This window comes from Halorubrum luteum, from assembly GCF_054652935.1.
In genome coordinates, this window is the sequence record NZ_BAAIGT010000002.1 from 2,365,288 (window position 1) to 2,386,094 (window position 20,807).

A 20,807-nucleotide genomic window follows, 5' to 3' on the forward strand; every position below is an offset into this window, starting at 1 on the left:
CAACCGAACAGTACGCTACGCGATTTTGCGATAGAGCCGGAGAACAGCCCGAAGTACGGTGTTCAACTCCACCGTGGGGCGCATGATTTAACAACGATCAAAGACGGGAAGATCACTGGGTGCGAGTTCACTCTATCACTCCGGGATGATAACCGTTAATCGGTCGCTCCGTCTCAAACGCGTATGGCTATGGAGCGGTCGACCGCGTTCGTCCCCGGGCATGTCACCGCGTTCTTCAGTGCCCATCATGCGGCCGACCCGGCCGCCGCGGGGTCGCGCGGGGCCGGAGTCGCGCTGACGGACGGCGTCCGAGCGACCGTCGTTCCCGCCGCTGCCGACCGCAGCGATGGGATCGACACCGCAGCCCCGACCGATTCTACACCCGCAGTCTTGCTCAACGGCACCCCGGCGACGATCGGGGTCGTCGACGACGTGCTCGCGGCCCTCGGCGTCGCGGGCGCGACTGCCCGGGTCGACCTCGCGAGCGACCTGCCGGTCGGAGCCGGGTTCGGCGTTTCGGGGGCCGCCGCGCTCGGAACGGCGCTCGCCGCCAACGACGCGTTCGACTCCGGACGGTCGGAGAACGCGCTCGTCCGGATCGCTCACGAGGCGGAAGTCGTCCGCGGCACCGGGCTCGGCGACGTCGTCGCACAGGCCCGTGGCGGAATCCCGATTCGGCTCCAACCGGGTGCGCCAGGCCACGGCGACCTCGACGGCATCGCCGCGACTGCACGCGTCGAGTACGTCACGTTCGGAGAGCTGTCGACGGAGGCAGTGCTCGCAGGCGACACGACTCTCCTCTCCGACGCCGGCGAGCGAGCGCTTACCGAGCTTCGACGTGATCCGACGCTCCCGACGCTGATGAGCGTCTCACGCGAGTTCGCGGAGCGCGCCGATCTCCTCGTTCCGGAGGTCGCCGAGGCGATCGAGGCGGTTGCGGCGGCCGGCGGCTCGGCGTCGATGGCGATGCTCGGCCGCACCGCGTTCGCGCTCGGGACCGGCCTCTCCGACGCCGGCTACGACCCCGCGGTCTGTCGCGTCGACCCGACGGGTGCGCGGCTGCTCGAGCGCGATGTCGCTGGAGGCGAAACCGGCGCAGCCGATTCGGAATCGACGTGACCAGCCCCGTATCGCCCCGACCGGGCAGAGTCCGCCCGGGCGGACGCGCCCTCTCTCGTGGCGATCACACCCAGTGGCCGAGGATGTACGTCGCCCCGACGATCGTCGTTCCGCCGAACGCCTCCCGAGCACCGACGCCGAACGGCAGCGGCATGCCCGAACGCTCATCGCCGCCCTCGTCGGGCGGCTCCTCGCCATCCGGCTCCTCGTCGGCCCCCGTCTCGTCCGGGACCGTCGCATCTGATCCCCTCTCCTCGGCGGACTCCGGCCGGTCGCCGGCGTCGTCTGCGCCATCCGAGGTATCCGCCTCGTCGACGTCCTCGGACCTCTCCGATTCCGCTGCGTCCTCGCTCGGGAGCTCGTCCGGATGGACGACGATCGTTCCGGTCACCTCATCGCCCGGGACGCTGACCGTGTACCCGTACTCAGCCGGCTCGAGGTCGGCGGTCGTCCGTGCGAAATCCGTTTCGGCGGTCCGGTTAGCTCGCAGCCGCTCGGACTCCTCGGCGACGAGCGCGCCGTTACCGATGCTGAGGCTGATCCGCTCGCGCCCCTCGATGTCGCCCTCGTTGCGTACCGTCACGGCAACGTCCGACAGCGGGTCGCCTCGCGTAACCGTCAGATCCCCGGGCTCGTCCTCGATGCTGAAGCTGAACGGGTTCTCCGGGTCGTCGACGGCGATCGCGGTTCGGCTGTCGTACAGATCTCCGGACTTATACAGTTCGACGACGAGTTCCGTGCCGGAGTCGACGAACGCGCCGAAAGTGAACGAGAAGGCCCCGTCCTCGTCGATATCTAGGTCATCCGTAGAGTAGGCCGGCTCGGAGCCGCCGTCGGACACCACTTCGATCGACAGCTCCGTGTTCGGATTTAGGGTCGTCGTCCCCGAAATCGTCGCCGCGCCGGTATCGACAAGCAGGTCACCGTTATCGTTGGCTTGGTCGTACGTGAGGCTCCGTTCCCGGATCGTGAAGTTAGTCGTCGCGACCCGACTCTCATCGTCAGCAGTCCAATAGGGGAACTGCTGGTCGATCTTGTCGTCAGTCACGGACCGTGCCTCGAACGGTTCGGGTTGGTCACCGGACGCGTCAAACTCGTAGCGTTCCCCGATATCACCTTCAAACGCGAGCTCGACGTCGAACTCGTCTCCCGGCTTTAGCTCCTCCGTGAACGCTCCGGCGGCGGTGTCGATCACGAGGTACATCGTTCCGGCCGTCGGCCCGTCACCGGGGGCCTCCAACTCTTCGACATCGTCAAACAGAAGATATGCGTCGCTCGGGCCGGCCGACGCGAGATCCAGACGGGTCCGGGGTTCGTTCCGATCCGGGTTGGTTTGTCTGATCGTCAGCGAGACACCCTCGTCTTCCGAGAGGAGGTCCGCCAGGAGATCGGGTTCAGCCGCGCCGTTCTCGTAGATCGTATCGAGGCCGCTGTCACCGTTCTCCTCGTCGTCTCCGGCGAGGTGCGCGAGCGCGCCCCACATGCCGGTCGCCTCGAAACCGATCACGACACGTTCGTTTTCAGTGATCGCGCGGCGTTCGCTCGCGTCGCCGAGCACATCGCCCACTGAGTCGTCGGCGTCAGCCGGCGCGCCCGGAGCGGCGTACACGTCCGCTCGCTCGCGGAACTCCGGCTTCGTCAGGACGAGTTGCGACCGTTCGCCCGGGAACTCCGGCTCGACGACGCCGTCTTCCCGCAGCACGACCGTCTCACCGGCACCGACGGTAAGTCGGTACCGCTGGGGTACCAGCGGGTTCGCGACCCCGCCCGCTTCTGCCGCCCCGGCGAGTTCGTCGAAATCGCTGAACTCGTCGCCGTTTTCGTCGACGAACGTGACGTTCTCGGACGGATTCCCGTGGGCGTGGCTCTCGACGGCACTGTCCGGATACACTGAGTCCGTTCCCGCGCTCGTCCCCAGCAGCCTCGTGTTGATCGTGATCGTCTCGCCACCGTCGACGTGGAGCACGTCGAGGGAGCCTGACGGAATGTCGGGATCGCTGATTCGGTCGCCGCCGATAATGACGTATCCGCCATCAGCTCCGACGCTGACATCAACGTCGACGAGGTCGCCCGCGGGCGTACTGTACTCGTCTTGCCCGAACGACGCGTCGACCTCGGCGCGCTCTACGCGGATCGTTGCGGTGTCCGACGCGTCCGTTCCGGGAACGAACGCCTCGAACTTGTACACGCCCGGATCGACACCGTCGAAACTAACGGCGTTCTCATTCCAGACGATATCTTCCTGTTCGTCGGCGTCGAACGCTTTGAGCGTCGCCTCGTCGCTAAGGCCGTCTGCGGAAACCTCGAGTTGGACGTTGGTATCGCTGATCTCATCGACCGTCCCCACTGTCTCCTCGATGTCAAACGTCGTTTCGTCTCCACGGTTATCGACGATACCGTCAGAGAACGTGGCATCGATCCCGATCTGAGTGATCTCGATCTTCTGGCTACTCAGATCCTCACGGCGGATCTCGTCATCGTCGATCTCGACTACGATCTCGTCGAGGCTGTTTTTTCCTGCGGTGGACGGGTGTGTCAACTCGATCGGGAGCGTCACTTCCTTGTTGTCGCCCCCTTGGTCAACGTTGACTGAGGCAGTCACCTCTTGGCCGTCGACGCTCGGTTTCGCACTGTTGTTGCCGACCGTGACGTTCCCGTCGGCGGCAACTACGCCATCGTACGCCTCCGAGAACCGGACTGTTACCGTAACGTTGGTGTCGTCGTCGACGTTCGTCACGTCGAACGAGACGCTGTGTTTCTTCGTTTCCGTGACGACCGCGGTGTCGTTCTCGATCGCAGGGTCCTCGATCGCGGGCCCCTCTTCTGCCGCGACGGAGCCGCCCGTCGCGAGAGCCAGCACGCCGATCCCGACGAGTAGCGCGGCAGCGAGCAGGCGTCGATTTAGGTGATCGGTGTCGGCGGAGGGGTGTACGTGTGGCATTTGTGGGTTCCCACGGACTGTTTCGTAGCACTCACCGCGGTCGTGGGTCGACGGTAGCGCGAATTACCCAAAACTGCGTTCCTCCCGGACAAAAACGTGCCCACCCGATTATCAGCACGGAGAACGACGTCGTCGCTCGCGGGCACGACGATTCGGTGAACTCGATGACGGCGTCCGGGTCGCTCGTCCGAGGCCGTTCCGAAGAATTAAGCCCGCCGCTGCCGCCGTTCCGATGAGGATGAAGTCGTGTCCCCGGTGTGAAACCGAGATCGACGAGTCGGCCCGGTTCTGTGTCCAGTGCGGTGCGCCACAAACGGAGGACGCCGCCGAGGAGCTTGACGAGTACGTTCAAAAACAGGCCGAGCAGGTCGCGGCCGAGTCGGGGATGGGTGGTGGCGACGGAGCCGCTGCGTCCGGCGTCGCGGATGCGGCTGCAGAGGCGTTATCGGACCGCGAGCAGCTCTGGCGTCGCGGCTGCTACGTCGCCGGCTACGGAACGATCGTCGTCGCGCTCACGTTGGTGCCGGCGCTCCACTCATGGTTTCTGATACTCGGCGGGATCGCCATCCTGCCGCCGATCCGTCGTCTGACTGCGGAGCCGCTCGGCAGCCCGCTTAAACGCGAGGTGATGGTCGGGCTTTACGCTCTGTTCGTCCTGCTCGGTATCGTCCTGTTCGTGGTGTTTTGAGCTCTTCGTGCGGCGGGTTGCCCGGGAAGTCAGCTTCCTTCCGTCGATGTCGGCCTGCGTCGTCTCCATCGTCGAAAACAACTGCACTTGCCCTATCACAAATTTGTTGGTAATACTTAAGACGATGGAACGGTAGTCACGGGATACGGTTCGCACGGGCGGCGCTCGCTCCGCGGGCTCCCGTCGCTGCGGCCGGCAGCGCTTCGCTCGCGCCGATCTCGCGATCGCCGTCGAGTGGCAACGCTGCTGCCCGCGCCGGGACGTCCGCAGCATGTCGTTCCCCGTCGCGACCGGGAGTTCACATGAGCACGACGACACACGACACCGCGGTTCGTGACCTGCTCGACAGGGCACGAAACGGGTACGAGACGGTGGTAGACGACGACACTCGCGATCGACTGGTCGCGGAGATCGACCGCGCGCTGTACGCGGACGCCACGCCGACCGAGCGCGCGTCGGCGACGATCGACGCGCTCACGGCGCGGATCGAGCGCGATCCCGCCTACGACGGGATGGCCGCGAGCGTCGCACGCGAGGACTACTTCCGTCGCGTGACCGGCACGCGCCCGCCGGCGGACGACGAGGCGCTCGGGGCTGCGTACGCCGACGCGTTCCGTACGGCTATCGAGCGAGGCCTCGACGCCGATCTTCTCGACGAGCGCATGGCCGAGTACGACCTCGACCGCCTCGCGGACGCGCTCGAACCCGATCGCGACGCGCTGTTCGATTACACCGCGCTCGACACGCTCGAACAGCGGTACTATCTCCGGGAGCCCGACTCCGAGCCGTTCGAGCTTCCGCAGGTGTTCTGGATGCGCGTCGCGATGGGAGTCGCGCTCCGCGAGGAGCCGGATGAGCGAGCGGCGTACGCAGAGGCGTTCTACGAGGTGCTCTCGACGCTCCGGTTCGTCCATTCAACGCCGACGCTGTTCCACGCCGGAACGACTCACCCGCAGCTCTCCTCGTGTTATCTCACGACGGTTCCGGACGACCTAGAGGGGATCTTCGATGCGTACAAGGAACACGCGAAGCTCTCGAAGTGGTCCGGCGGTCTCGGGAACGACTGGACGCCGGTCCGCGCCGACGGCGCACTCGTCTCCTCGACGGGCGTCGAGTCGACCGGAACGGTGCCGTTCCTGAAGATCTCGAACGACGTGACGGGTGCGATCAACCGCTCCGGCAAGCGACGCGGGGCGGCGGCCGCCTACCTCGCGGCGTGGCATCTCGACTTCCCGTCGTTCATCGACCTCCGACGGAACACCGGCGACGAGCGCCGACGGACCCACGACATGAACATCGCGGCGTGGATCCCCGACCTCTTCATGGAGCGCGTCGAGGCGGACGCGGAATGGACGCTGTTCTCGCCGGACGAGGTCCCCGAGCTTCACGGCACCTACGGAGAGGCGTTTCGGGAGCGATACGAGGCGTACGAGGCGGCCGCCGACCGCGGCGAGCTGCGCCAGTTCGAGCGCGTCGACGCCGCCGACCTCTGGCGGGAGACGCTCACGCGTCTGTTCGAGACCGGCCACCCGTGGATCACGTTCAAAGACCCCTGTAACGTGCGGTCCCCGCAGGATCACGTTGGCGTCGTCAACTCCTCGAACCTCTGTACGGAGATCACGCTCAACACGAGCGCGGAGGAGACCGCCGTCTGTAACCTCGGTTCGGTTAACGTGGCGCGCCACATGACGTTCCGCGACGACGCTGCGACACACCCCGCCCCGGACGACGTCGCGGCCGCGGCTCGCGGGTCCTCGAAGGCGGATGCCGGGTTCGCGCCCGGAGTCGACGGCGACGCCGCCGAACTGGACGTCGAGCTGTTCGCGGAGACCGTGGAGACGGCGATGCGGATGCTGGACAACGTCGTCGATCTGAACTTCTATCCGACGGAGAAAGCGGAGCGGTCCAACATGCGGCATCGGCCGATCGGCATCGGGCTGATGGGATTCCACGAGGCGCTTCAGCTCGCACGCGTCCCCATGAACTCCGAGCGCGCGCTCGGCTTCGCCGGGAAGGCCGGCGAGCTGCTCGGCTATCACGCGATCGACAACTCCGCGAAACTCGCGGCCGAACGCGGCGCGTACGAGACGTTCGAGGGCTCCAAATGGGACCGTGATCTGCTTCCGCAGGACACTCTCGATCTGCTCGAAGCGGAGCGTGGCCGGGAGATTCCGGTCGCTCGCGAGGAGACGCTCGACTGGGACGCGGTTCGCGACCGGATCGCGGCCCACGGGATGCGTAACTCGAACACCACCGCGGTCGCGCCTACCGCGACGATCTCCACCATCGCCGGAACGTCGCCGTCGATCGAGCCGCTGTACTCGAACCTCTACGTGAAATCGAACATGTCGGGCGACTTCACGGTCGTCAACGAACGGCTCGTCGCCGACCTCAAAGCGGAGGGGCAGTGGGGATCGGAGGCGCTCGACCGGCTGAAGTACCACGACGGCGCGGTCGGAGGGCTCGATCTTCCGGGAGCACTGTCGGAGCTGTACCGCGGGGCGTTCGAGATCGACCCGCGCCATCAGCTCCGACTCACCGCCCGTCGAGGAGTCTGGATCGACCAGAGCCAGTCGCACAACGTCTTTTTCCCCTCGACGGACGGGTCGTTGCTCGCCGACGTGTACGAGACGGCGTGGGAGCTCGGAGTAAAAACGACGTACTATCTCCGCACGCTGGGCGCGTCCAGCATCGAACAGTCGACGCTCGATATGGCGGAGTACGACGACACCCAGTCACGATCGACCGGATTCGAGCGGGACGACGACAACGGAGCAGCCGCCGCCGACGACGGCGCGACCGACGGTCGCAGGGATCTTCCGACCGTCGAGGACCCGACCTGCGAGTCCTGTCAGTAGCGACCACGAACCATCCGAAGCCACCACTCTACACACCATGCCGATCATCAACAACGACGCACATCACGACCCGAACAAGATCCTCCCGATCGAGTACGACTGGGCCCGCGAGTACTACACCGACGGCGTCAACAACAACTGGGTTCCCGACGAGATTCCGATGGCCGATGACGTCCACCAGTGGGAAGGCGACGAGCTTTCGGCGGCGGAGCGCCAGCTCGTCGAGTGGAACCTCGGCTTCTTCTCGACGGCCGAGTCGCTGACGGCGAACAACCTCGTCCTCGCCGTCTACGACTACGTCACTGCCCCCGAGTGCCGCCAGTATCTGCTTCGACAGGCGTACGAGGAGGCGATCCACACGGACACGTTCATCTACTGCTGTGACTCGCTCGGATTCGAGCCCGACTACCTCTACGGGATGTACGACCGGATTCCCGCGATCGAGGCGAAAGACGAGTTCGTCGTCGACCTGACCCGGGCGATCGACCGTCCCGACTTCACGATCGACGGCGACGCGGACGTCCGCGCCTTCCTGCGTGATCTCGTCGGGTTCTACGTGATCATGGAGGGGATCTTCTTTTACGCCGGGTTCGCGATGATGCTCGCGCTGAAGCGGCGCGGGAAGATGGTCGGGGTCGGCGAGCAGTTCGAGTACATCATGCGCGACGAGTCGTTGCATCTCAACTTCGGCGTCGACCTCATCAACACGATCCGCGAGGAGAACCCCGGCGTCTGGACCGACGCGTTCGAGGCGGAGATCGACGAGCTGATCCGCGAGGCAGTCGCGCTCGAATCAACCTACGCCGAGGCGGCGTGTCCCCCCGATCTGCTCGGCATGTCCGCGGAAGGGTTCATCGAGTACGTCGAGTACATCGCCGACCGCCGGCTGACCCAGCTCGGGATGGACGAGCGTTACGGGACCGAGAATCCGTTCCCGTGGATGTCCGAGGCGGTCGATCTGAACCGCGAGGCGAACTTCTTCGAGCGACAGGTGACCGAGTACCAGTCCGGGGGCTCGTTGGACTGGTGACCGTCGCGGTCGGTTCGGGACGGGACTGACGATCGGTCCGTCGCCACTCCACGGCTCCCCCTAGCGTCCGGGCTGTTCGGACTCCGTCTCCAGCTCCACGTCCGTGTCGGCGACTGCTCCGGTTTCGATCCCCGCCGGATCGCCGCCCTCGCTTTCGGCGGCGAGATCCTCGTCCGTGTACGAGTCGAGCTCCTCCAGCGCGGACTCGATGTCCTCTAACCCCAGCAGCTTCTCCGTCTCCTCGTCGAACTGCTTTCCGTCTAACCCCTCCATCGCCTGCACGTCGGAGCCGGACAGCGACTTGCCGTATCGACCGACGAGGCTGGTGAGCTCCTGCGGGAGGACGAACGTGGTCGACTCGCCCTGGCCGATCTCCGCGAGCGTCTCCATGCCTTGCTCGATGATCGCGCGCTCACCCATGGAGTCGGCCGCACGGGCGCGAAGAACGGTGGAGATCGCGTCCCCCTGCGCTTCGAGGATCCGACTCTGTTTTTCCCCCTGTGCGCGGATGATGTTCGACTGTTTGTCACCCTCCGCCTTCTCGACGGCGGACCGGCGTTCTCCCTGCGCTTCGAGGATCATCGCGCGGCGGCGACGCTCCGCGGACGTCTGCTGTTCCATCGCGCGCTGGACGTCGCGGGAGGGACTCACCTCGCGCACCTCGACCGCCTCGACGCGGATCCCCCACTCGTCGGTCGGCTCGTCGAGCTCGTCGTGGATCCGGTCGTTGATCTGCTCGCGGCGGGAGAGCGTGTCGTCGAGCTCCATGTCGCCGAGCACGGCCCGCAGCGTCGTCTGCGCGAGATTCGAGACGGCTCGCTTGTAGTTGTCCACCTCGAGAAACGCCTTCTTGGCGTCCATCACCTTGATGTACACGACCGCGTCGGCAGTCACCGGCGAGTTGTCCCGCGTGATCGCCTCCTGGCTCGGGACGTCGATCGTCTGTGTCCGCATGTCGAACGCGTACGTCCGCGAGACGAACGGCGGGATGAGATGGACGCCGGGCTCGAGCAGCTGTCGGTACTCCCCAAACACGGTGAGCGCCTCCTTCTCGTAGGCGTCGACGATCTCGACGGCGCTGACGATCGTGACGAGGACGACGAGCAGCGCGAGCACCGCCACCCCGAACACCAGACTCTGATTCAGTAGGGTGAACCCGACGAGCACCGCCACCGCGAGCGCGAGGTACTGCCAGACGGAGTCGGGTAGCCCCCCGGTCGGGTTCTCCGTGTCGAGGAGGTCGGATCGAGGACCGTTAGTTCCCATACTCGACGTTACGGTTCAACGACGTTAACGGTTCGCACGACTCGGCCGATCGCGGTGACGCGTTGATCGCGGAGAGCCGTCGCTCCCCGGTCGCCGTCGATGAGAGTGTTGCGAGGGAAGAGCGCTCCGAGAGCGGTCTTCCGCATCACGGGGATGGACCCCGGCGATGCGAGGGGAGGGATTTGAACCCACGGACCTCTACAGGAGCGGATCTTGAGTCCGCCGCCGTTTCCGGGCTTGGCTACCCTCGCACGCGGTCGACGATACCCGCTCATGGAGGTTTAAGCCTCCGGTTTGCCACTGAGGCGAACGCGATTGTGCACGGCACACCGCATCTCAGAACAGTCGATCGAGGACGAACCGCTCCAGCAGGCTGCGCCGCCGGACGGAACGCGGCTGGACCATGACCGCCGTACAGTCGACGGTTTCGACGAGCTGGTCGGCCCGACTCCCCTGGAGTCTGTCGAGGACGCCGCCACGACTCACCCCGGTGACGAGGAGGTCCGCGTCCCCGACGAACCGTGCGAGGCCGTCGACCTGATCGTCGGTTTCGAGCACCGTCGACCGCCCCGGGACCGTCAGGATCGACAACAGCTCGCTGTGGTATCGCTCCGCCGTCTCGCGGCGCTCGGCCGGGGCGTTCTCGGGGATCGCCCGAAGGAGGTTGATCTCGGCATCGGTCTCCTCGGCGACGGCGTCCGCGATCAGCAGCTTCAGCGGGTCGTACGGGCCGTGGGTGGCGACGACGGCGATCTCGTCGATCTCGTCGAAGCCGCGGTCCTCGACGAGCGCCACCCCGCAGGGAGCGTGCTGGAGGATCCACGCCGTCTCCCGACTGCCGAAGAGGTGGCTGAACCCTTCGCGGGCCTGACGCTCGAGGAACAGGAGGTCGACGTCCTCGAACGTGGCGAAGTCGACGATCGCCTGCCTGTGGTCCCGGCTGCCGATCTCGCGGTAGTCGACGCTGGCGCGCGGATCGTCAGTGGCGGCGGAATCGGCCGCGACACCGCCGGACGTCCGGGGCTGACTCCCACCGGGGAACCAGTCCGGAGCCTCGTCGGGGTCCGTCGGGAGGAACTCCGGCGTGTCGGCCGAGCGGACGCCGGTCTGGCCGCCAGGCGAGACGTGGTCCGGAACGTCGATGAACTCGACGACGGAGATAACCGTCGTCCGGAGCCGACCGAGATCGGACGCGATCCGCAGCATGTCCCGACGAGCGGCTCGCGTCGTCCCCTCGGTGACGGCGACGAGTACGTCGTACGTGCCGGCAGTCTTGGCCGTGAACAGCTCGCGTGTCCGCTCGACGGCGCGCTCGCCGACATCCTGCCGAACGCGAGTTCGGGCGGCACCCTCTCGGTCGAGACCGTCGCGGTAGAACACGACGTAAAAGAGGTACCAGAGCCCGGCGAGCGCGCCGATCCCGAGCGCGCCGACGATCGCGATCGTCTCCATGTACGACAGCACCAGCACGCCGCCGAAGATCCCGAACAACGGCATCCACGGATACAGCGGCGTCTCGAACGCCGGGTCGTAGCTCTCGATCGCCCCCTCCCGAAATCCGATCAGCGCGACGTTCAACAGGACGAACACGAGGATCTGGAACGCGCTACCGAACGCGGCGACCGCCTGGATCGGGAGAAACGTCATCGCGGTCAGGATGACGCCGGTCAGCGCGACAGCGTACGCCGGGGTAGCGAACCGCTCGCTGATCTCCTCGAGTTTCGAAGGGAACACGCCGTCCCGAGCCATCGCCAGCGGAAACCGCGACGCCGCAAGCAGCCCGGCGTTCGCCGTCGACGCAAGCGCCATCAGAGCCGCGACGACGATGGCGATCGCACCGACGCCGCCGATCACCTCCTCGGCCGCGAGCGCGATGATCGCCCCCTCGCCGTCCTCGGAGAGCACCGCCGGGCTCGTGCCCTCGATCGCCGCGGGGACGTCCAGAACGCCGATCGTGATGTACACCACCAGCGCGTACGTCAGGGTGACGAACGCGAGCGCGCCGAGGATCGCCAGCGGCAGGTTCCGGCCGGGGTTCTCGACCTCCTCGGCGACGGCACCGATCTTCGTCAGTCCCGCGTACGAGATGAACACGATCGCGGTGGCCGCGAGGATCCCGCCGGTGGTCGGGTCGAACGCGCCGGCGGTCCGCTCGGGATCGATCTCGGGGACGCCAGCGACCGCGTACGCCGCGAGGATCACGAGGAGGATCCCGACGATCGCGAACTGGAGCTTCCCGGACCCCTCCGCGCTCACGAGATTGACGACGGTGAAAAGCAGCGCGAGCGACACCGCGAGAACGATGACGAACTCCGCGAGCGTCGGGTCGACGTACACGAGATACGGGACCCCGCCGACCAGCGCCAGCGCGCTTTTAAGCGTGAGCATCAGCCACGTTCCGACGCCGGCGATGGTGCCGAGCAGCGGCCCCATGCTCCGCTCGACGTAGAGATACGGGCCGCCGTCCTCGGGGATCGCGGTCGCCATCTCCGCCACCGCGAGCGCGGCCGGAAGCACCAACACCGCGGCGATCACGAACGCAAGCACGGCGGCGGAGTCGGCGAAGAACCACGCGACGCCCGGGAGCACGAAGATCCCCGAGCCGATCATTGCGCCGACCGCGATCGCGAACGTCTCCGGCAGTCCGAGATCGCGTTTCAGCCCCGATGGCATCGTATCACCCCGCCAGCGAACGACGGCCGTCGTGTCGGAGAGCGAGCGTGATGCGCGAGTGACCGACCGGTCAGATCAGTCATTTCCACGGCGAGAAATTGGAGCGAATTAAAAATAAATGGTGTACCTGACGTTGCTGTAGTCGGTGACGAGACACCGTGTGCGTGGACCGATCGAGTCGGATACGTCCTCCATCACCGATGGGGTCTCATCGACATCGGCCGCACGTCGTGTCCGCACGAACGACTGACGAGCTGGCGGAGACGGCGTTCGGGTGTTCAGTTCGTGCGCGATCGACTCCGGCAACGCACGAAGACCCGCCGCGGCGGCCGGCCGAAGGTATTTCCAGACGGACCGACGACGTGGGGATATGGCCCTCAAGAAAGCCCTCTACTACGGTGTGATCGCGATCGGAGTCCTGTTCGCCGTCAGCATCGTCGTCTCCGTCGTCTCGACGATCCTGAGTCTGGCGTGGGCGGTCGTCTCCGCGGCAGTGTCGCTCGCGATACTCCTCGGAGTCGTCTACGTCGTCTATAAGACGGGGGCGTGGGTTCTCGGCGACGACGGAGGGACGGCGACGGACGAGTTCGGATCGAGCCGGTCGACGTCCTCGACGGAGCCCGCGGACCCACAGGAACGCCTCCGGGAACAGTACGTCGAGGGACGGATAAGCGAGGAGGAGTTCGAGCGGCGGATCGCCCGCGAACTCGAAAGCGAGTCCGTGGAACGCGACCTCGACCGAGAGCTGAGTCGCGAGCGCTGACATCCCCGCGTGCTCCTTTTGGGGATCAACCAGTCAGCGTCAGCGCTCGTCGATGGAGACGTCACCGGGCTCTTGAACCGTTACTCTGTACCCTGCATAGGAGAACCGCACGAACAGATCGGCGTCCGGGCCCGTGGTTGCATGTTCGAACAGCTGCTCGAGAGCGTCCGTCTCAACGTACTCGTACAACGGCGGAAGTGCATCCTGTGAGACGCCTTCTCGGTCCGCAACCGCCGAAACCACGTCTTCAGTTATCTTTCCCTTACGGGGCATATGGAACGGAGTAATACACAGCAACCCCAAGAGTCTGGTGTCTCACATCGATGCGGGTGCTTCGACGCCGAGCACGTCGAGCGCGTTCGCCATCGTGTTCCGGGCGGCGACGACGAGCGCGAGACGAGCGTCACGAACGTCATCGTCGTCCGCGGTGAGCACTGGACACTCGCGGTAGAACCCGTTGTACGCCTCCGCGATCTGTCGCGTGAACGTCGCGACCGTGTGCGGTTCGAGATCGTCGGCAGCCGCCTCGATCACCGCCGGGAACCGGGCCACCTCCCGCAGCAGGTCACGCGCCGCCTCCGTCTCGAATGCGTCGGCGTCGACGTTCGCAGCGTCCGGGGTCGTGACGCCCGCGGCGTCGGCCTCGTCGAGAATTCCACAACAGCGCGCGTGGACGTACTGGACGTACGGCGCGGACTGCGCCTCGAAGTCGAGCGCGTCCTCCCACTCGAAGGTGATCGCCTTCGTCGGCTGTTTCGAGACGATGTCGTACCGGACCGCGCCGATACCGACCTGCCGGGCGATCCGCTCGACGTCCTCGTCGGTCAGGTCGTCGTCGCGGATCCGGTCGTCCATCCGGGTTTCGACCTCCTCGCGAGCACGGTCGATCGCCTCGTCGAGGAGGTCATCGAGCATCACGCCCGTCCCCCGACGGGTCGACATCTTCCCGTCCGGGAGGTTGACGTACGAGTAGATGACGTGCCCGAGCGCGTCGGTGTCGTTGCCGAGGATCTCGAGGGCGGCATCGAGCTGGTCGGCCTGCAGCTTGTGGTCCTCGCCGAGCACCGTCACCGCGCGGTCGTAGTTGTCGAACTTCCACTCGTGGTGAGCCAGATCGCGCGTCGTGTAGAGGCTCGTGCCGTCCGAACGCAGGAACACGAGGTTCTTCTCTATCCCCCACGCGTCGAGTTCGAGCTGCCAGGCGTCCTCGTCGTAGACGGCGTGGTCGGAGGCCTGCAGGCGATCGGCGACGTCGTCGGTCGACCCGTCTCGCATGAACCGCGTCTCCTTCACGAACTCGTCGAACTCCGCCGGAAGCCGCGCGAGACACGCCTTCATCCCGCCGAGCACCGCGTCGACAACCTCGCCGACGCGCTCGTACGTCTCTTCGTCGCCGGCCTCCAACCCCTGGAGGATATCGGCGATCTCCGCTTCCGCAGCCTCGATGTCGTTCGGGTCGGCGTTTTCGAGGTAGGCGTTTCCCTTCCGGTAGTATCGGACGAGATCGTACTCGATCCGGTCGCGTGCCGGCGGTTCCTCGAGGTTCGCCTCGTCGAACGTCTCGTACGCCCACGTGAACACGGCCATCTGTCGTCCCGCATCGTTTACGTAGTAGTGTCGGTCGACGTCGTAGCCGGCGTACGAGAGCACGTTCGCGACCGCGTCCCCCACGATCGGGTTGCGCGCGCGACCGACATGGACGGGACCCGTCGGATTCGCGCTCGTGTGCTCGACGACGACCGAGGTGTCGCGGTCGGGAAGCGTACCGTACTCCTCGTCCCCGGCGGCGGCCGCCAGGGCGTCGGTGAGATAGCGGTCGCCAGCGTGGAAGTTCACGTACGGACCCGCGGTGTCGACGGCGTCGAGATACTCGTAGCCGGCGACGTCGACCGCGTCGGCGATGTCGGCCGCGACGGTCGGAGGAGCTGCGCCGGCCTCGCCCGCGAGTCGGAACGCGACGCTGGAGGCGAGCGTCGCTTCCATCTCGTCGGGCGGTCGCTCGATACCGAGGTCGTCGGTCGGGAAGTCGCGGCTCGCAAGCGCGTCCGCGAGCGCCGACTTCACCTCCGACCGGAACTGCCTGAACATACCTCCCCGTTCGTCGGTGGGGCTAAAAGGCCCTTCCGAAGCGCGACCGGCGGGAGCCGCCGCGACCGGAGCGCTTAGGTGCACCCCGTTCGGAGTTCAAATCGGATGTCATGAGGCCGGGATCGGGCCCGAAAACTCAAAAGCCTTTTCACGTTTCTGAGATCCATAACACATTCGTTATCCTTTTGCGTGCGACGGCCGAAGATCGGGTATGGCAGAACCGGCGACGACTGCGGAACCCGATCCGGCGGAGCTTGCGGCGCTGAAACACGTCGCGCTCGTGGGCGCACTCTCGGAGACGAAGGTGTCGTGTGCGGCGCTCGGCGACGAGCTCGACGCGTCGACACAGACGGCCTCTCGACGACTGCAGGCGCTCGAATCTGCGGGGCTGATCGAGCGCGAGGTCGTCGGCGACGGTCAGTGGGTCGTCCTCACCGACGACGGCGAGGCGGCGCTGCGGGCGGAGTACGCCGACTACCGACGGCTGTTCGAGACCGACACCGAGCTCGTGCTCGCCGGCACCGTCACCGGCGGCATGGGTGAGGGGAAACATTACATCACCCTGCCGGGCTACGCCGAACAGTTCGAGGCGCGACTGGGGTACGAGCCGTTTCCCGGCACGCTCAACGTCGATCTCGACGCCGAAAGCGTCCGGCGACGCGGCGAGATCGCGGGTGTCGACGCGGTGCCGATCGACACGTGGGAGGACGAAGACAGAACGTACGGGGCCGCGACCTGCTACGCCGTCACGCTGGTCGCGGACGGCGAGCGATACGAGGACGCTCACGCGATCGTCCCCGACCGAACCCACCACGACGACGACCAGCTGGAGCTGATCGCGCCGGACCGCCTTCGTGACGTCCTGAGTCTGGCCGACGGCGATCCGATCGAGATCAGGGTCGAGGCTGACGGACGTGTCGACGAACCGGCCGACCGCGCCGGCGTGGAGGTAGCCTGATGCGCGCCGATGTCGACGCCGACGAGAGGGGCAGCGCGGCCGACGCAGATCCGGACGCCGACGCGTCGGGACACGAGGCGACGGATGCCGTCGACCGCGCGCTCGATGCGTTCCGGGTGGGCAATCCCGTGTGCGTGCACGACTTCGCCGACCGCGAGGGAGAGACGGATATCGTCTATCCCGCGACCGCGGTCGATGCCGAGGCCGTCTCCCACATGCGCAACGACGCGGGGGGGCTCGTCTGCGTCGCCGTCGCGGACCACGTCGCCGACGCGTTCGGCCTGCCGTTCCTCGCTGACGCGCTCGACCACCCCGCCGTCGACGACACGCCGGAGTACGACGACCGCTCCTCGTTCTCGCTCCCGGTGAACCACCGTGATACGTTCACCGGGATCACCGACGACGACCGCGCGCTCACCATTACCGCGCTCGCGGACGCAGCCGCCACGGTCGACCGGAATCCCGACGGCTACACGCCGGAGTCGTTCGCCGCGGAGTTCCGCTCGCCCGGGCACGTCCACGTCCTTCGGGGGGCACGTGACGGGATAGCGGATCGCGTCGGTCACACGGAGCTTGCGCTCGCGCTCGCCGATGCGGTCGACGACGCACCCGCAGCCGTCGTCTGCGAGATGCTCGACGACGAGACCGGGGCGGCTCTCGCTCCCGAGGACGCCGCCACCTACGCCGCACGCCGTGGCATCCCGTACGTCGAGGGCGCGGATCTCGTTTCGGCGCTACGGTAGGTGCCGGGAGACGTCGGAATGGAACGACGCCGAACGTGAGTTCCTGACACGGTATCTCCTAATTTTAAGCCCGCCCGACCCGACGCACGGATCATGGGATTCGACGAGATGGACGTCGACACGATATGGAAGAACGGGGAGTTTCTCGACTGGGAAGACGCGACGACCCACGTGCTTACCCACGCCCTCCACTACGGCAGCGGCGTGTTCGAGGGGGTCCGCTGTTACGACACGGAGCACGGCCCGGCGATCTTCCGCTGGGACGAGCATCTCGACCGACTGTTCGACTCGGCGAAGATGTACGACATGGATCTCGGTCACAGCCACGCGGAGCTCACCGAGGCGACCGTCGAACTCCTCCGGCGCGAGGAGCTCGAGTCCTGTTACATCCGCCCGATCGCCTACTACGGCTACGACTCGCTCGGCGTCTCGCCGGCCGACTGTCCGACCGACGTCGCCATCGCCGCCTGGCCGTGGGGCGCGTATCTCGGCGAGGAGGCACAGAAGGACGGCGTCGACGTGATGGTGTCCTCGTGGCGAAAACACGCCTCCTCGCAGGTGCCGACGAACGTGAAGACGACCGGTCTCTACGTCAACTCCATGCTCGCCGGCGAGGAGGCTCGCCGGAACGGCTACGTCGAAGCGATCGTGTTGAACAAGGAGGGGAACGTCGCAGAAGGCCCCGGGGAGAACATCTTCATGGTGAACGACGGCGAGATCTACACGACCGGCCCCGCCCAGTCGATCCTCGAGGGGATCACTCGTGACACCGTGATCACCCTGGCGCGGGAGCACGGCTACACCGTTCACGAGGAGGCCGTCATCTCCCGCGGACAGCTGTACACCGCCGATGAACTGTTCTTCACCGGCTCCGCGGCGGAGGTGACGCCGATCCGGAGCGTCGACGATACGGAGATCGGCGCGGGAACGCGCGGGCCGGTCACCGAAGAGCTACAGAGCGCCTTCTTCGAGCTGATCGAACGCCGGACCGACGACCACGACGACTGGTTCACCTACCTGTAGGCGTCGCCGTCACTGGACGCCTCGCTCTCGTCGGACGCCTCGTCAATATCGGGCGGACGCGATACGCAAAAGTGTCCGGCCCCTCCGGCGTCTCAGCTCGTATCCCGCGTGAGCCAGGGTATCATAGAACGCTTGGCATGGTGTATGCCATGATCGCATACCCGAATCAGCGTGCGACGCTGCGTGTTGCGTGCTCGATATCGGGCGTATATTGCGCAGTGTGAGTTCGAGTAGATGCTTATAAAGGCTCACTCGATGTGGAGAAGAGCGATATATAAGTGAGCGGTGGAGAGGAGACTCCCTCGGAAGCCCCAGCCGCGACGGCTCGCGCGGCTCGCTGCGCGCTTCGGTCGCTTCGCTCCCTGCAGTGCTTTCGTCGCCGTGCGTCGCCCTCGCGGCTGCCCCTTCCAGTCCCACCCGACCGCCCCGCAGCCTCGGACCGCCCCAGCCTCGACCGGAGGGGGCCGCCGGCACCGCTCGGCGGCCCCCTCCGGTCTCCCTCGCGCGCTCGCTCACGGGCCGAAGGCCCGCTCGCGGCGCGCGCCACCGCAACCACACCGCAGAGCATGATTCATGTATCAGGTAACGGCGGGCGGTCGGCGCGCGCCTCCGAGCGCCCTTTTTAGGGCGCGAGGAGCGCGTGCGAGGGAGGCGGCGGCGAGCGCGGAACGCGCGAGCCGCCGACGAGGCTGGGGAGGCGCGAGGTGCGGTTGCGGTGCGGTCGGGTGGGGTTGAAAGGGGCAGCCGGGAGGCGGGCGCAGGCGACGTTCCCGTGAGCGAAGCGAACGGGAGCCAGCAAGTCGCAGCCCGGCAGCCCGCGACTGCAGGCAGCCCGGAACGTCTTGCAAGGCAAGCACTGCAGGGAGCGAACGACGTGAGCGACCGAAGCGCGCAGCGAGCGTGCGCCCGCCTCCCGGCTGGGGCTTTCAGATCGTTCGTCGCGGAGCTATCGCTCCCGCGACTCACTTATAAACAGCCGACAATCCTACCACACACTCACTTATAAACCAACCATCCATCCTCGTGAGCGACGTACGCCCGAGATCGATCGCCGCGATCTACACTGGGCAGTTCCTGTGTACGTGTGTGAACCGTTGTATGACACCCTCTGGATCAGTACTTATACTCGTCAGGGGCCAGCCCGAGCGCCTCGTAAAACTGCTCGTCGAGGCGGTTTCGCTCATCGAGCCAGTCGCCGAATCCGGCCGGCTCCGTGGGATACGCCTCGTACAGGCGTTCGTATCTGGAGACGTAGTCGCGAGTCCGCTTGAGTCCGATGATCGCCTCGTACAGATCGCTCCCACTCACCCCGAGGGTCTCGAACGTCCCGTTTCGATACTCGGCACCGAGATTGCGTACGACGCCGGCGACGACGAAGCCCATGCTCCGCCAGTCGTCCACCTCCTTGGACGTCCCGACGATCTCCCTGAGCTCCCGCTCCGGAAGCAGAGCGGTGATGGCGCGAAACGTATTCACCTCCATGGAGCCCGCCGCGACGTTGTACGCGTCCCACGCGGCGAGCTTCGCGGCCTCCCCGTGCTCGCGATACAGCCAGCGGTTGTGTTCCCACAGCCCGCGCTCCGAGGGATCGCCGTTCTCGACGGCTTGTGCGGCGGCACGACCGGCGGAGTACCCGGAGTAGGCGGCCCCGCGGATCCCCTTGCCCGTGATTGGATGGGTCGTCGCCGCTGCGCCGCCGGCAGCGACGTACCCGGGAGCGACCATCGAATCGAGCGGTCGGCGAAGCGCGATCGACGAGCCGAGCTTGTTTCCCGTCCCGAACTTCTCGGCGACGCGGGCGTCCTCAAACTCGGGCCGGTCCTCGATATCCCGACGTAGCCGGTCGGCGAGCGGGATCGGATCCTTGCTCATCTGGAACCCGAGACCGACGTTGATCTCCGTCGGCGTGCGCGGGAAGTACCAGATATACCCCATCTCCTCCAGCGGTTTTCCGACGATCGCATCGTGGTACGCGACCGGCTCCTCGGTCTCGATGATCTCGCGGTAGGCCGACCCGAACTGCGTGTAGTGAGGTACCTCGAACGTCGGCTCGGCGGACGTGTCGAGCTCGTCGAAAGCGATCATATCCTGGAGGATCGACTGTGCACCCGCGGCGTCGATCACCACGTCGCAGTCGTATCGAACCGCCGTCCCGCCGTGCACCGCTTCGACGCCGGTGACGCGACCGTTCTGTGTCACCCCGTTCACCACCGTGTCGTACTGCTGTGTTACCCCCTGTTCGGCTGCCTGCTCCAGCAGGCGCTGGCCGAACTCGTATCGGTCGATGACGTTGCTTCCGTCGGAGTACGGCAACGTCTTCCGTACGCCAACCTCCTCGTCCCACCACTCGATCCGATCGATGTTCCCGTCGACGAGGACCGACTCGTCGGCGGCGATCGCGTCCATGTCGATCGGTCCCGGGTATTTCTCCGGATCCCGCGGGCTCTTCATCGCGTCGCCACACGCGATGAAGCCGCTCCGTTCGCGGGGTTTTCGTTCCAGCTGTACCACGTCTACCCCGTCGGCTGCCGCCGTTGCTGCCGCGAAGCACCCCGCGACCCCACCCCCCACAACGACAACGTCGTACCTTTCGTTCACCATCTGAGATCGCTCGTAGTAGTCGTATGCGCGCGTACGATACTGTCAGTTGCGGTAGC

The 20,807-nt window shown here is 66.2% G+C and carries 14 protein-coding genes and 1 tRNA gene; 8 read left to right on the forward strand and 7 right to left on the reverse strand.

The window, feature by feature from the left end; translation table 11 throughout:
- Positions 1-183: 183 nt before the first annotated feature.
- Positions 184-1,119: a pantoate kinase gene (locus ACYQ0R_RS11695; protein WP_459823935.1), complete on the forward strand. Its 936-nt coding sequence runs from the start codon at positions 184-186 to the stop codon at positions 1,117-1,119.
- A 64-nt stretch (positions 1,120-1,183) separates the two neighbouring features.
- On the opposite strand, the gene ACYQ0R_RS11700 is transcribed toward ACYQ0R_RS11695, so the two are convergent.
- The gene (locus ACYQ0R_RS11700) at positions 1,184-4,060 is read right to left on the reverse strand and encodes a BGTF surface domain-containing protein (RefSeq protein ID WP_459823938.1); all 2,877 of its coding nucleotides are present in this window, start codon (positions 4,058-4,060) and stop codon (positions 1,184-1,186) included.
- A 238-nt stretch (positions 4,061-4,298) separates the two neighbouring features.
- Here ACYQ0R_RS11700 and ACYQ0R_RS11705 point away from each other — a divergent pair, with 238 nt between their 5' ends.
- The 3 genes from ACYQ0R_RS11705 to ACYQ0R_RS11715 all read left to right on the forward strand — a co-directional run bounded on the left by ACYQ0R_RS11705 (position 4,299) and on the right by ACYQ0R_RS11715 (position 8,636).
- On the forward strand, positions 4,299-4,748 hold the full coding sequence (locus tag ACYQ0R_RS11705; RefSeq protein ID WP_459823941.1) for a zinc-ribbon domain-containing protein: 450 nt from the start codon (positions 4,299-4,301) through the stop codon (positions 4,746-4,748).
- Positions 4,749-5,050: 302 nt separating this feature from the next.
- A complete protein-coding gene (locus tag ACYQ0R_RS11710) occupies positions 5,051-7,606 on the forward strand; it encodes a ribonucleoside-diphosphate reductase subunit alpha (protein ID WP_459823944.1) in 2,556 nt (851 codons plus the stop codon).
- A 37-nt stretch (positions 7,607-7,643) separates the two neighbouring features.
- Positions 7,644-8,636, forward strand: a complete 993-nt coding sequence (locus tag ACYQ0R_RS11715) for a ribonucleotide-diphosphate reductase subunit beta (RefSeq protein ID WP_459823947.1) — start codon at positions 7,644-7,646, stop codon at positions 8,634-8,636.
- Positions 8,637-8,696: 60 nt separating this feature from the next.
- Here the strand turns inward: ACYQ0R_RS11715 and ACYQ0R_RS11720 are convergent, their stop codons facing one another.
- The 3 genes from ACYQ0R_RS11720 to ACYQ0R_RS11730 all read right to left on the reverse strand — a co-directional run bounded on the left by ACYQ0R_RS11720 (position 8,697) and on the right by ACYQ0R_RS11730 (position 12,575).
- Complete coding sequence (locus ACYQ0R_RS11720) at positions 8,697-9,902, reverse strand: SPFH domain-containing protein (protein ID WP_459823950.1); 1,206 nt, start codon at positions 9,900-9,902, stop codon at positions 8,697-8,699.
- Between the two features lie 167 nt (positions 9,903-10,069).
- Positions 10,070-10,153, reverse strand: a tRNA-Leu gene (locus ACYQ0R_RS11725).
- Positions 10,154-10,238: 85 nt separating this feature from the next.
- Positions 10,239-12,575: an amino acid permease gene (locus ACYQ0R_RS11730; protein WP_459823953.1), complete on the reverse strand. Its 2,337-nt coding sequence runs from the start codon at positions 12,573-12,575 to the stop codon at positions 10,239-10,241.
- A gap of 370 nt (positions 12,576-12,945) precedes the next feature.
- Between ACYQ0R_RS11730 and ACYQ0R_RS11735 the strand changes: the two genes are divergently transcribed.
- On the forward strand, positions 12,946-13,338 hold the full coding sequence (locus tag ACYQ0R_RS11735; protein ID WP_459823956.1) for an SHOCT domain-containing protein: 393 nt from the start codon (positions 12,946-12,948) through the stop codon (positions 13,336-13,338).
- Positions 13,339-13,377: 39 nt separating this feature from the next.
- Here ACYQ0R_RS11735 and ddfA read toward each other — a convergent pair whose 3' ends face one another.
- Positions 13,378-13,611: a DdfA family disk-determining factor gene (ddfA, locus tag ACYQ0R_RS11740; RefSeq protein WP_459823959.1), complete on the reverse strand. Its 234-nt coding sequence runs from the start codon at positions 13,609-13,611 to the stop codon at positions 13,378-13,380.
- A gap of 42 nt (positions 13,612-13,653) precedes the next feature.
- Positions 13,654-15,426: an arginine--tRNA ligase gene (gene argS, locus ACYQ0R_RS11745; protein ID WP_459823961.1), complete on the reverse strand. Its 1,773-nt coding sequence runs from the start codon at positions 15,424-15,426 to the stop codon at positions 13,654-13,656.
- A gap of 211 nt (positions 15,427-15,637) precedes the next feature.
- Here argS and ACYQ0R_RS11750 point away from each other — a divergent pair, with 211 nt between their 5' ends.
- The 3 genes from ACYQ0R_RS11750 (at position 15,638) to ACYQ0R_RS11760 (ending at position 18,150) form a co-directional block, all read left to right on the forward strand.
- Positions 15,638-16,384 (forward strand): DUF120 domain-containing protein, encoded by a 747-nt coding sequence (locus ACYQ0R_RS11750; RefSeq protein ID WP_459823964.1) that lies wholly within the window; start codon positions 15,638-15,640, stop codon positions 16,382-16,384.
- The gene (gene ribB, locus ACYQ0R_RS11755) at positions 16,384-17,127 is read left to right on the forward strand and encodes a 3,4-dihydroxy-2-butanone-4-phosphate synthase (RefSeq protein WP_459823966.1); all 744 of its coding nucleotides are present in this window, start codon (positions 16,384-16,386) and stop codon (positions 17,125-17,127) included. The genes ACYQ0R_RS11750 and ribB overlap by 1 nt, the downstream gene beginning before the upstream one ends.
- Before the next feature lie 93 nt (positions 17,128-17,220).
- A complete protein-coding gene (locus tag ACYQ0R_RS11760; RefSeq protein WP_459823969.1) occupies positions 17,221-18,150 on the forward strand; it encodes a branched-chain amino acid transaminase in 930 nt (309 codons plus the stop codon).
- A gap of 1,113 nt (positions 18,151-19,263) precedes the next feature.
- On the opposite strand, the gene ACYQ0R_RS11765 is transcribed toward ACYQ0R_RS11760, so the two are convergent.
- Entirely contained in the window at positions 19,264-20,751 is a 1,488-nt protein-coding gene (locus ACYQ0R_RS11765) for a geranylgeranyl reductase family protein (protein ID WP_459823971.1), read from the reverse strand.
- Positions 20,752-20,807 lie beyond the last annotated feature (56 nt).